The organism is Pedobacter sp. AC190, from assembly GCF_979258025.1.
In genome coordinates, this window is sequence record NZ_OZ409824.1 from 4,557,267 (window position 1) to 4,569,914 (window position 12,648).

Below are 12,648 nucleotides of genomic sequence, written 5' to 3' on the forward strand. Positions count from 1 at the left end.
TTATGATTGATACGCATGTACATTTTTGGAACTTCGACCCGATCAGAGATGAATGGATAACGGAAGATATGAATGCCATTCGTAAAGATTTTACGCCCAAAAATTTAATCAGAACTTATAACGAGTTACATATAACTGGGTGCGTTGCGGTTCAGGCAAATCAATCAGAAGAAGAAAATAATTTCTTGTTATCACTTGCCGAGCAAAGCGAAATTATTAAGGGTATTGTTGGCTGGGTAGATTTGCGGCATAAAAATTTAGACGAAAGACTTACATACTGGAGCTCTTTCAAAAAGATTAAAGGTTGGCGCCATGTGCTTCAGGCAGAAAATGCAGGTTTTATTTTAGATAAGAACTTCATCAATGGCATTAAATTATTAAAGAAATACGGTTATACTTACGATCTTTTATGTTACCACGATCAATTGCCCCACATTATTAAACTAGTTGATAGTGTTTCGAATCAGCCTTTTGTTTTAGATCATTGTGGTAAACCCGATGTTAAAAAACAAGATTTAAAAACCTGGTCGGCAAATATTAAAACACTAGCACAAAACCCTAATGTTTATTGTAAACTTTCGGCTTTATTGGTTGAGGCCGACTGGCATAACTGGAAAGAAATTGAGATTTTTAATTGCTTCGATGTAATTTTCGAGCATTTCGGAACAGATCGGGTAATGTATGGTAGCGATTGGCCTGTTGTTTTATTGAGCAGGCCTTACGCTGATTGGTTTAACCTTGTAAATAAATATGCTTCAAAATTCAGCATTCAGGAAAAGGACAACCTCTTCCTGAATACTGGTTCTAAATTCTATAGTTTAGAAAATTTCAATTTACTTTAAGAATTTATAAGTGGTTGAAGTTTTGTAAACCTGACCAGGTTTAAGTTCTGTAGATGCAAAGTTTGGATGATTTGGCGCATCAGGAAAGTGTTGAGTTTCTAAACAAATTGCAGAACGGTGCGGGTATGATTTGCCACCTTTTCCATCTTTATCTGCGCCTGTTAAAAAGTTCCCACTGTAAAATTGTAAGCCTGGTTCAGTAGTGTAAACTTCCATAGAAATACCTGTAGCGAGGCTTTTTACAATTGCAATTGCTTTTTTATCATCATGGGCATTTAAAGCAAAATTATGGTCGTAACCTTTACCAAATTTTAACTGTTCATCAGCATCTTCGATGTTTTTGCCAATTGCCTTAGCCTTATTAAAATCGAATGCCGTTCCAGCAACATCAGTTAATTTTCCTGTCGGGATAAGAGTCGAATCAACTGGCGTGTAAGCTTTCGCATCAATATATAATTCTAAATCAAGAATGGTTTTATTGCCTTCGCCATTTAAATTAAAGTATGCATGATTGGTTAAATTAACTACAGTAGCCTTATCGGTAGTTGCCTCATAATCGATTTTTAAAGCATTATCCTCCGTTAAAGTATAAATAACTTTAACATCAAGTTTGCCAGGATACCCAGCTTCACCATCCTTAGAACTGTAAGTTAATTCTAGTTTTTGTTCGTCAATTTGTTTTGCATCCCAAACTTTCGAGAAAAATCCGTCAGTTCCGCCATGTAAGGTATTTTGTCCGTCGTTTAATTGCAAACTATACTGCTCGCCATTTAAAGTAAACTTTCCTTTGGCAATTCGGTTTCCATAACGACCAATTAATGCACCAAAAAATGGCTCACCTTTTTTGCGATAAGAACCAATACTATCGTACCCTAAAACAACATCGGTTGGTTTATTGTCCTTATCAGGAACGATAAGCGAAACAATTCTTCCACCATAATTTGTAATAGAAACTGAAGCCCCTGCTTTATTTTTTAAAGTAAAAAGTGTAACCGATTTTCCATCAATTATTGAAGTATATCTTGTAGAATCGCTTACCACCGAAGATTTCTGTTCGGTAGGCGAATTACAAGAAAAAAGTAATGCACTTAAACATAGTGTGGCAATTGATACGCCTTGGAGAATATTTTTTTTCATGAAGATTTAATTTGGTTAATGCTAAAGTAGAAAAATAATTAGCGTTATTGTAACGATAATTATTTTTATTTGCTTTATACTTGGGCTCAACTTTCAAAAAGTTTAAAAAACACCTAATTTCGGATTTATTGAAAAAACAGTAATCCAATTTTAAAAATGCTTTTCTAATGATGTCAAAATACATAAACCAACAACCTGTTTTAGTTGCTATAGATTGCATAATTTTTGGTTACGATGGCGAGCACCTTAAACTTTTGGTTATTAAAAGAGCAATTGAACCCGTTAAAGATCAATGGAGTTTAATGGGTGGTTTTATTGGTACCCAAGAAGATTTGGATGGTGCAGCGAAACGAATTTTGTTACAATTAACTGGTTTACATGATGTTTACCTGGAACAATTACATGCTTACGGACAACCAGATCGAGATCCGATAGAAAGAACTATATCTGTTGTTTACTTTGCTTTAATTGATATTAATAAGTACAACAAGCAAATAAACGATCAATATCACCCTGAATGGTTTAAAGTTAACGAAGTGCCTGAGTTAATTTTCGACCACAATATTATGGTAAAAGCAGCAATGGATAAAATAAGGTATCAGGCAGCTTTACATCCGATTTTATTTGAATTGCTCCCAAAAAAGTTTACCATTCCACAGCTTCAAAATTTATACGAACAGGTTTACGATTCGCCAATAGACAACCGTAACTTTATTAGAAAAATTTCGGCAAGTGGTTTATTAATTAAGCAAACAGAGAAAGATAAATCGAGTTCGAGAAGAGGCGCTTTCTACTTTAAATTAGATAAGCAGAAACATAAGGCGCAGTTTCAATCTTTCTTAAGCTTTATTTCAAAACCTAAATAGTTAATATGTTTTTCGAAACTCTATTGCCGAAACGCCCTTAGAACGTTTAAAGCTACTTGCAAAAGAATTTGATTGCTCGAAGCCGAGTATTTCTGCAATCATAGATACAGAATAATCTGTGTGAATAAGTAATTCTTCTGCCTCTCTTATAAGCCTTGCAAACAATAAATCGGGTAAGTTTTTAGTAAAGGCTTTTTTCAAAAAAGCATTAAGTCTTCTCGAGCTCATGCCCATTCCTGCAGCGTAAAATTCTGTAGAACGCTCGGTTTTAAAATACTGTTCTAAAATTGCTCTAAAACGTAAAACCTGTTGCAATTCATCTACGGATAAATCCATCAACTCGGCATTTAAAACCGCAGAGAAACCCAAAAGTAATGATAGATATTGAGCGAGATAGGAAACATCTCTCTTAGCTAAAATTTCTCTTTTAAGTTGCTCCAACAAGCTAAAAGCCTTTTTAGCCTGCATACTATTCAAATCTTTAAAAGATAAAGTCATGAATAGGTTTCGGGATTGGGCATCCGTATGTTGCAGTAAAAACTCAGAATACAAAAGGGTGCTAAAGCTTAACCAGTATGCAGAGGTTATTTCTCCCTCTAAACGAATTATTCCTTCCTCTGGAATAAAAAAGACACGTCCTGGAGCCAAAACATAATCGCCCGAATTCATACACAGTAAACCCGATGCTTCTTTAATGATCAATACCCGAATTGGGTATTCAGCGTGAATTGCTTTATCTCTTTTAAATCTTCCCTTGATATCTTCAAGTTGTATCATTTTACATCAAAGTATCTTGTTCTTAATAAGACAACATAACATCTATTTGCTGTTACATCACAAATTAAGCATTTTTGTTTAACAATCGCAATATATAATAATTTAAGAGCGAGAACCATCATCATACATTAAATAAACGTGTTTTTTTAATTAATTGTAGTAAAAGAAAAACTCGTCAAACAGTTGAAATTAAAGTAATGTATTCTATTTTGACAATCAAATTAATCAACAAAAAACCATAAATAAATAATTATTAATACTACAGAATTAAAACTATTTGTATAAAATTTCAAAACTTTAAGCCTGTTATACTGTTGTTACATCAACATGAAAAATAATATCTATATTGCATTCTTTTGTTTGTTTTTTTTAGCTTGTAAAAAAGACATTCCTGCACCAGATGTTATTAAGCTGGAGGTTTACAGTACAAAAATTAAATACACTAACCATAACGAGCCTGATATACTTTACTGGTATCTAAGATCGGCAACTAAAGGTGGATATTTCTACATAACCTCTACCAGAGATATTAAAGATTTCACGCCTTACAAGTTCACTTATTCTACCCAACTTCCAAATGATTTAAGAAATAAATCAGTAATCAAGACCATTGTTGTTTGGATAAACCAATTAAACGGCGATATGTTTTCGGATATTACTGGAAAAAATCCGACTGATAACATACAAGAATAATAGCTTCGGTTAATTATTTTTTTTATACTTTCGCAACCCGATTTAAAAACACCCGATAATTTTATTTCAACCGCGATGAGTAAGTTTTTGTATGGAATTGACTTTGGAACAACCAATTCTGCCCTATCTATATTTGATGAAGAAAAAAGTGAAATCATTGCTACGATTTCTATTCCATCCTTAATCTATTTTAAACATGCACAAACATCGGCAGACGATGAAAATTACGTAGTCGGCGAAAAAGCTATTGAAGAATATTTGAATGATGGCATGAAAGGTCGTTTTATAAAATCCATCAAACAAATTTTATCGCGAACTACATTTACTGAAACCCGTATTCAAAACCGCAGATACAATGCATCGGATTTGGTTACTTTAATTTTAAAAGATCTTAAAGAAACCGCCGATAAAATTACGGGCTTTAATTGCACGAAGGCAATTATTGGTCGGCCAGTTTTCTTTGATGATGACAACACCCAAAAAGATACGCTGGCTCAAACCAGATTAAAAAAAGCTGCAGAAAATGCTGGTTTTACAGATGTTCGCTTTCAATTTGAGCCAATTGGGGCCGCTTTTGCTTATGAGAAAACCATTACAAAAAAGGAAAAAGTGCTTGTTGCCGATTTAGGTGGGGGAACAACAGATTTTACTTATCTGGTATTAGACCCTGAAAAAGTTGGAAGCAAAGACCGAAAAAATGATATGATTGCTTCGGGCGGTATTTATATTGGCGGCGATAGTTTAGACTCGGCCTTTATGTGGGAAAAAGGAACACCATATTTTGGGAAAAACACTCAATATGAAGCAACCAGAGGCCAAATTTTAAATGTTCCAAAATCGCTTTTCGCTAATATCTGCTCATGGGATAAAATGAATTTTTTCAATGGTCAAAGAATTCAAAAAGATATAGAAGATTACTACTATTTCTCTGGTAACGACAGGAAATTCAAAAACCTGATTACCCTTATCGATCATAACCTTGGCTATTCAGTATTTCAATCTATCGAGAAAACCAAAATTGAGTTATCGGACAAACAATCTTCTGATTTTGTTTATAATAACATGGGAATTGAAATTAATGAAGCGGTATCATTAACTCAATATAACGAAGTAATTGAAAAAGATGTTCAAAGAATTAGCGAATACCTGGATAAATTCTTAACAACCTATAATATAAATCCGACGGATATAGATTGTCTTTTCCTTACTGGAGGAACTTCTATGGTGTCTGCTATTCAACATTTATTTAAAACCAAATTCCCACATATTCCGATGAATTCGGGAGATAACTTTAAAAGTGTAGCCAAAGGATTGGCTTATAGCGGTTATTTATTTGAAGAATAAATGATAAAACTAAAAAAGTCGAGGAGTAAAAACCTCCCCGACTTTTCAGTTATGATCATATCTTAACTAAACATTTACAGCCTGCATACCAGATGCATCATATCGAGTTCCCGCAGTTTTGCCAATCGGAATAATCGATTCCAACTTGATTTTTTCTTCTGCAGTTAAAATCACATCAGCCGCGGCGGCATTTTCTTCAATGTATTTTATTCTTTTGGTACCTGGAATAGCGACGATTCCATTCGAGATTACCCAGGCTAAAGCCAATTGCGAAGGTGTAATTCCTTTACTTTCTGCGATAGTTTGAATCTGTTTTAACAATTCCAGATTCTTATAAAAGTTTTCGCCTTGATAGCGTGGAATACTTCTTCGGAAATCATTTTCTTCGAAATCATCAGGACTTTTAATTTCTCCGGTAATAAAACCCCTTCCAAGTGGAGAATAGGCAACAAATCCAATCCCCAGTTCATTTAACACATCTAAAATTCCATTCTCTTCAGGCTCGCGCTCGAAAAGCGAGTATTCAGTTTGAATTGCTGTAATTGGATGTATTTGATGTGCTTTTTTAATTGTATTTGCAGAAACTTCTGATAAGCCAATATATTTCACCTTACCCGATTGCACCAGTTCTGCCATTGCGCCAACTGTATCTTCAATCGGTGTATTCGGATCTAAACGATGTAAATAATAAAGATCGATGTAATCGGTTCCGAGGTTTTTCAATGAACGGTCGATTGCCTTATGTACATACTCAGGTTTACCGTTAAATGCCCAGGTTAGTTGTTCATTATCATCAACTTCGAAGCCAAATTTAGTTGCAATGGTATATTTGTCGCGATTTCCTTTTATAGCTTTTGAAATTAAGCGTTCGTTTAAAAGTGGTCCATATAAATCGGCAGTATCTAGAAAATTAACACCTAATTCTAAAGCCCTATGAATTGTGGCGATCGATTCTTTTTCATCGGCTTTGCCATAAATATTGCCCCCAGCAATGGTTGTCATACCCATACAACCTAAACCTTCCACAGGGACTTCCAATCCTTGACTTCCTAATTTTATCGTTTTCATTTTTGATTCTTTTAGTTTAACTGTTCTGAATTAAGACAAAGTTATGCGTACTACAGTTTCAAAAATTATACAAATCAAAGTATTCGTTAAACAAATCAACTAATCCAAATTAATTACCAGTTCTAAACTTCATTGGTGTTATGCCAGTATGTTTTTTAAAGAAGTTATTAAAATAGGATGCATACTCAAAACCTAAACTAAATGCGATTTCAGCAGCATTCCAATCGGTGTGAATCAATAAAGATTTTGCCTCTGCAATAATGCCTTCGTTAATGTGCGTTGTTGTCGTTTTACCTGTAATCTCCTGAACTGCTGCATTTAAATGATTTACATGAACGGCTAATTTTTCAGCATAATCGCCTGCCTTTTTCAATTTTAAAGGACTTTGGGCAGAATCTACAGGAAACTGCCGTTCTAATAAACTAAGAAATAATTTGGCAATCCGAGAAGCGGCATTTGGTGGATCGAAATAGGCAACAGCAGGCTGCATCTTTATAGCCTCGTGAATAATTAAATTAACATGATTTCGAATTAACTCGTACTTATAGATGTATTCGCTATCGCTTTCGGATCTTATGCGACTAAAAATGTCGATTAGATACTTTACCTGTTCCTCCTCTAAAAGATAAACAGGATGACCATCAGCTTTGTACAACGATGATTCCTGAAGGCTCTCCATGCGGCCGCCACTGTGTAGAAATTCATCTGTAAAAGCACAGAAATAACCCTCGTACTCATCATCAGGAACATAGCCATCCCAGGAATAAGGCACTAAAGGATTTGTAAAAACCAAAGCAGGTTTATTAATTTCTATATCCCGATTGGCATAAAGCAAACGGCTCGTACCTTTCGTTATTAAAGAAATCTTATAAAAATCTCTACGATTGTAAGACGACAGCTGACATTTATTCTCGTTCAATTTAGAAACTCTAAACTGAGCAGAAACGGGCTGAACACCTTTAAACTGTTTAGTTTTTTTATCTGTTAATTCCTGTTGTTGCATTTACAAAATTAAACATTTCAAAGAGAAATATCTAAAACGTATTAGCCCTTTTTTCCGCCGCCAAATATTACGCAGAAAACGCTGAAACCACCTGCGATGAATACAACGCCAAGTATAAAATTAAGTGTATCGCCCATTCTGTAAGGTATATGTAATAAATGACATTAAAAAGACTTTAACAATATTTAGCATTCCGTTTTAGAGTAAAGCACTCTAGTGGTACCGCATTTGCAACAATTTATTTTTTAATTAATCATTTTATGTATATGCCGTTAAGATTAACGTACACAACGCCTCTTAATATTTTAGAAAACATTAAGATTGGAGACTTAATATCTGATATATATCAGATGATGGGAAAAGTAATTAAAATTGAAAAAATTACATTAAGAACTAACATTCAATTTATTTTTACGCTAGACAATTACGAGAGCATTTTAATCCTCAGATAGTTTAAATTTAAATAACAGAAATTTATACGAAATTATTAAATTGCGGTGTAACCAAATAACACTTCAATGAAAATTAAGGCACTTATCCTTCTTGCATCGGTATGTTTTGTTGCTTGTAATGGCACAGAAAGCAAAGTTGATGTTACTCCTTCAAAGCTAAACGGAACCTGGCAACTAAAATCGAGCGCTGCAATTACAAATGGCGACACTGTAAACACTAGCCCTGCTAAAGGTATCGAAACCATTAAGATTTTTAACGATACCCATTTTGCCTTTTTTAGTCACGATTTAAATCAAGGTAAAGACTCTTCTGCTGTTTATAGTTCGGGCAGCGGAACTTACACGCTTATTGGCGACAACTATGAAGAACACTTAGCATTTTGTACAGCTCGTGCCTGGGAAAACCACAATTTTAAATTTAAGCTATCGCTAGATAATGATACCTTACAGCAAAAAGGAATTGAAAAAATAGATAGCTTAAAAATCAATAGAGAAATTATTGAAACTTACGTTCGCAAGCGAAAATAACTTTACTGTACAGGTATTTTTAAGGTAAAATTAGTTTGTTGATCTGATGATGAAACCTCTATTTTACCGTTATGCGCTCGAGCAATTTCTGAAGCAATAAATAACCCTAACCCTAAGCCTTTTTGATTAGGTTCTACATCGCCACGCGAAAAAGGTTGAAATAATCTTTCCATTGCTGCATCAGAAATTTGCTTTCCTTTATTGGTTATTGATAAATGAAATTCTCCGTTTTGGGTTAAGGCGTTTACTACAACTGGCTCTCCTTTATCGCCATAACTCAATGCGTTTCCTAAAATATTCGAAAATAACTGAGCTATTCTTTTTGCATCGCAATCTATGGATTCGGTTATCTCAAACCGAACATCTATTTTCCGATCTGGCCAATTCGATTCCAATTCGGAAACAATTTGTTGGAGTGAACCATCCAACGATTCTTCCTTATTTTTATAGAGTTTAATACCTTCGCCCAATCTACCACTTGCAAAATCGAGCATATTTTCTATCAAACCATTTATTCTTAAAGATGATTTTTGAATAATATCACTCAACTTATAAATTCGTTGGTCTTCTGTTAATCTTTTTAAAAGTTGTGCACTATTTAATATCGCATTAAGCGGATTACGTAAATCGTGACCCAAAACAGCGATGAAATATTCCCTAAATTCGGCAATATGACGTTCTTCAATTAATTTTTTTTCTGAAAGCTCTACCCTATCGATTGCATCAAGATGAAAGGCAATTAACTCTGCAAATAAATTAAACATGCCGATTATTTCGGGTGTATCAATCTTAGCTGGCCTAGGATCAATTGCACAAAGTGTTCCGAAAAACTCTCCCGATTTTAATATTATTGGAATTGAAATATAGCTTTGAAACCCATACATTAAAGGCGTATGATGATTTGCAAAATTCTTATCTTCTGCTACGTGATTGATAATTACTGGCTTATGATTTTGACGAATTTCATTGCAAATTGTAGTCTGCAATTTAAGCTCTCCACCAGGCTTAAGACCGAAATTTATTTTATCAACAAGGCTACATGCCACCCATTTATCATCGGTTACCCGAGCAACGGCAGCAAAGCCCATACCTGTAGTATTGCAAACAACATTAAGAATATTTGCCACAGAAGGAATTCGATTAATTGCTTCAATATCGGCCAGGATGTTAGATTCTAAAGGCAATGATTTAGTTTTTAGTGTTTAATTCGAAATAAATAAAAAATCGCAATATTTTTATTTATATGCCGTAAAGATATTGTTATAATCTTAACTATTTATTATTTAAATATTGAGTTAATAATAAATAAATTACAAGCTTATTGTGAATATTGTACAATTTGGATGAATTGTTTTCAGGGAGAATTCAAAACCATGGTTTAACAGAATTTCACGAACCAAGGTTAAACCAATACCTTGTCCATCTTTTTTGGTACTGTAAAAAGGGCTAAATAATTGTTCAGCATTTTCTTCTGAAATGCCTTTTCCGCTATCAGTTATGGTTAATTTATGTTTAACAATGTCCAACTCCAAATGAATAATACCATTAATATCGATGGCTTCGATTGCGTTTTTAACAATATTAATTAGTGCCTGTTCAATTTGTCCAGCATCTGCCAATATAAAATATGACTCATCGGGCAAGTTTAATTCGAAATTTATATTTTTTTCCTTTGCTGGAAACTGCATCAATTCAGAAACCGAAACTACCAGAAAAACTAAATCCATCTGTTTACGATTTGCTTCTGGTAACTTAACTAGATCAGCGAAATTGCGCATAAAAACGTTAAGGTTTTGATTTCGATCGACTGCAACTTTCATGGCACTCTTTAACGCAACATCCTTATCGGGTAGCCAAATATTTTGGTTAGAAAGCGCTGTATTAATAATCGAATTTACAGGCCCAATCGTATTGTTTACTTCGTGGGCCATCATTCTAATCACTTTGCTATACACGTTTTTTTCTGCCTGAAAAATCTCGGCGGTTACCTCTTCCATCATTATAAAAACACGCTCGAAACCTCTATCTATAAATCTAGATTTTTGGATCTTATATGTTTGTAAACCATCAATCCGAAGTGTTTTGGAACTTCCAGTTTTCATATCCAACAGCTGGTTCATCAAGTGCTCAGGATTAGAGCTTAAAATTTCAGTAGCCTTAGGATTAATTTGTTTTATTTGCTTATCGTAATCCAGAATAATTATTCCTGTTGGGGAAGTTTGAACTAATTTTTCGAGAAAAAAATGCTGTTCTTGTTGTTTGGTTCGCTCGGTTCTTAATTCATCAATCATCCGATTATAAACATCAACCAATTCATCTACCTCTTTTTTACCTGTCGCTAAAAATTTAACGTTAAAATCTTTATCCTTTATGGCCGAAATACCTTGCCTTAAATAGTTAAGCGGACTGATTAGTTGATTATAAAGATTTATTGAAATTAGTATTGAAATAATAATAAATACTTCGGCAACCATGAAAATGATCTTATTCTTCTCAAAAATAAAATAACTCATCACCAGGCAAATCAGATGAAGTAATACCAGAAACAGAATATATTTAGTCTTCAGCTTCATTAAAAGGAATTTGATATTTTTCTAAACGACGGTAAAGCGCATTTCGGGTAATCCCTAAAGAGGCCGCAGCTTTGGTAATTCTATTTTTGTGGAAATTCATTGCCTGCTTAACCATTTCCGATTCCATTTGATCTAATGTCATCGTGCCAACTCCAGGTAGTTTAACTTTATTATTTTTTAATGCTGGCAAGTTTAACTGAGATTGAAAATCGTCTATCTCTAATTCATCATTGTGGCTAATTAAAACGGTTCGTTCTACTAAATTTTTTAACTGGCGGATATTTCCTGGCAAAGGTAACTTTTGCAACCAACGCATGGCTGATGCGGAAACCGATAAATCTGGTCTGCTGTAAATTTCTTTCATATTATTGATAAAGAAATTAACCAGCAAAGGAATATCAGATGGGCGTTCTCTTAGCGATGGCAAGTGAATGGTAATCAGGTTTATCCTATAAAGTAAATCTTCTCTGAATAAACCAGATGCAACCATTTCGTTAAGATTTTTATTGGTTGCACAAACAACCCTCGTATCTACCGTTTTGGTTCGGCTGCTACCTAAAACTTCATAAGTTCGATCTTGTAAAACACGCAACAATTTTACCTGGCTAGATGCCTCCAGATCCCCAATTTCATCTAAAAAGATAGTGCCTTTATTTGCCATTTCAAAACGACCAGTTCTATCAAATCGAGCATCGGTAAATGCACCACGAACATGCCCAAACATTTCGCTTTCAAATAACGACGATGAAATTCCACCGAGATTTACCTTAACAAAAGGTTTTGAGATACGGGAACTATTTTCGTGTATGGCTTCTGCAATTAATTCTTTACCTGTACCGCTTTCGCCAGTTATTAAAACCGAAGCATTTGTAGAAGCAACACGGCCAATGGTTTCCAGAATGGTTAATAAACCAGAATCTTCACCAATAATTTGTTTGAAACTGTATTTTTTATCGAGTTCTTTCCTCCCTCTGGAAGAAACTTTTTTTGCATTAAGTTGCAGCAAAGTTTCTACCGATTGAATTAAATAATTGTTATCCCAGGGTTTATTGATAAAATCGTTTGCACCTAATTTCATACCCTGAACAGCAAGTTCTATACTTGCCCAGCCTGTTATTAAAACAACAGGAATAGCGGCGTCAAAAGCTTTAATTTTTTTCAGCAAAGTCATACCCTCTTTGCCCGAGGTATCAATCGAAAAGTTTAAGTCTAAAATAACAAGTTCAGGCTTTTGGGTTTTAACAACCTCAAAAGCCTGAACAGCATTATCTGCGGTAATAATTTCATTCCCAACACTTTTTAACAGCAGGGAAAGTGAAGTTCTTACCGCAATATCATCGTCAACAATTAATATCATATTCAAAG

General features: G+C 34.2%; 12 protein-coding genes. 5 read left to right on the forward strand and 7 right to left on the reverse strand.

The features are described from left to right. Positions 1–2: 2 nt before the first annotated feature. Positions 3–842 carry an amidohydrolase family protein gene (locus tag ACZZZI_RS19890; protein ID WP_463490939.1) on the forward strand — a complete coding sequence of 280 codons (840 nt, stop codon included), beginning with the start codon at positions 3–5 and terminating at the stop codon, positions 840–842. On the opposite strand, the gene ACZZZI_RS19895 is transcribed toward ACZZZI_RS19890, so the two are convergent. Continuing rightward, positions 834–1,979 carry an aldose epimerase family protein gene (locus tag ACZZZI_RS19895; RefSeq protein WP_463490940.1) on the reverse strand — a complete coding sequence of 382 codons (1,146 nt, stop codon included), beginning with the start codon at positions 1,977–1,979 and terminating at the stop codon, positions 834–836. The two genes, ACZZZI_RS19890 and ACZZZI_RS19895, sit on opposite strands and share 9 nt — an antisense overlap. Before the next feature lie 167 nt (positions 1,980–2,146). Between ACZZZI_RS19895 and ACZZZI_RS19900 the strand changes: the two genes are divergently transcribed. Continuing rightward, a complete protein-coding gene (locus tag ACZZZI_RS19900; RefSeq protein ID WP_463490941.1) occupies positions 2,147–2,845 on the forward strand; it encodes an NUDIX hydrolase in 699 nt (232 codons plus the stop codon). Here ACZZZI_RS19900 and ACZZZI_RS19905 read toward each other — a convergent pair whose 3' ends face one another. Continuing rightward, the gene (locus tag ACZZZI_RS19905) at positions 2,846–3,622 is read right to left on the reverse strand and encodes a helix-turn-helix domain-containing protein (protein ID WP_316758075.1); all 777 of its coding nucleotides are present in this window, start codon (positions 3,620–3,622) and stop codon (positions 2,846–2,848) included. It lies immediately after the preceding gene. 327 nt (positions 3,623–3,949) lie between these two features. Here ACZZZI_RS19905 and ACZZZI_RS19910 point away from each other — a divergent pair, with 327 nt between their 5' ends. Both ACZZZI_RS19910 and ACZZZI_RS19915 read left to right on the forward strand, forming a co-directional pair. After that, entirely contained in the window at positions 3,950–4,315 is a 366-nt protein-coding gene (locus tag ACZZZI_RS19910; RefSeq protein WP_316758073.1) for a hypothetical protein, read from the forward strand. A 75-nt stretch (positions 4,316–4,390) separates the two neighbouring features. Continuing rightward, positions 4,391–5,659, forward strand: a complete 1,269-nt coding sequence (locus tag ACZZZI_RS19915) for an Hsp70 family protein (protein ID WP_463490942.1) — start codon at positions 4,391–4,393, stop codon at positions 5,657–5,659. A gap of 66 nt (positions 5,660–5,725) precedes the next feature. Here the strand turns inward: ACZZZI_RS19915 and ACZZZI_RS19920 are convergent, their stop codons facing one another. Both ACZZZI_RS19920 and ACZZZI_RS19925 read right to left on the reverse strand, forming a co-directional pair. Continuing rightward, a complete protein-coding gene (locus ACZZZI_RS19920; protein WP_344764450.1) occupies positions 5,726–6,727 on the reverse strand; it encodes an aldo/keto reductase in 1,002 nt (333 codons plus the stop codon). 109 nt (positions 6,728–6,836) lie between these two features. Next, positions 6,837–7,730: a helix-turn-helix domain-containing protein gene (locus tag ACZZZI_RS19925; RefSeq protein WP_463490943.1), complete on the reverse strand. Its 894-nt coding sequence runs from the start codon at positions 7,728–7,730 to the stop codon at positions 6,837–6,839. Positions 7,731–8,248: 518 nt separating this feature from the next. Between ACZZZI_RS19925 and ACZZZI_RS19930 the strand changes: the two genes are divergently transcribed. Next, positions 8,249–8,710 carry a lipocalin-like domain-containing protein gene (locus tag ACZZZI_RS19930; protein WP_316758064.1) on the forward strand — a complete coding sequence of 154 codons (462 nt, stop codon included), beginning with the start codon at positions 8,249–8,251 and terminating at the stop codon, positions 8,708–8,710. A 2-nt stretch (positions 8,711–8,712) separates the two neighbouring features. Here ACZZZI_RS19930 and ACZZZI_RS19935 read toward each other — a convergent pair whose 3' ends face one another. The 3 genes from ACZZZI_RS19935 to ACZZZI_RS19945 all read right to left on the reverse strand — a co-directional run bounded on the left by ACZZZI_RS19935 (position 8,713) and on the right by ACZZZI_RS19945 (position 12,640). After that, on the reverse strand, positions 8,713–9,894 hold the full coding sequence (locus ACZZZI_RS19935) for a GAF domain-containing sensor histidine kinase (RefSeq protein ID WP_463490945.1): 1,182 nt from the start codon (positions 9,892–9,894) through the stop codon (positions 8,713–8,715). A gap of 126 nt (positions 9,895–10,020) precedes the next feature. After that, positions 10,021–11,283, reverse strand: a complete 1,263-nt coding sequence (locus tag ACZZZI_RS19940) for a sensor histidine kinase (RefSeq protein ID WP_463490946.1) — start codon at positions 11,281–11,283, stop codon at positions 10,021–10,023. Continuing rightward, entirely contained in the window at positions 11,267–12,640 is a 1,374-nt protein-coding gene (locus ACZZZI_RS19945; RefSeq protein WP_463490947.1) for a sigma-54-dependent transcriptional regulator, read from the reverse strand. Before ACZZZI_RS19945 ends, ACZZZI_RS19940 begins: the two co-directional genes overlap by 17 nt. Positions 12,641–12,648 lie beyond the last annotated feature (8 nt).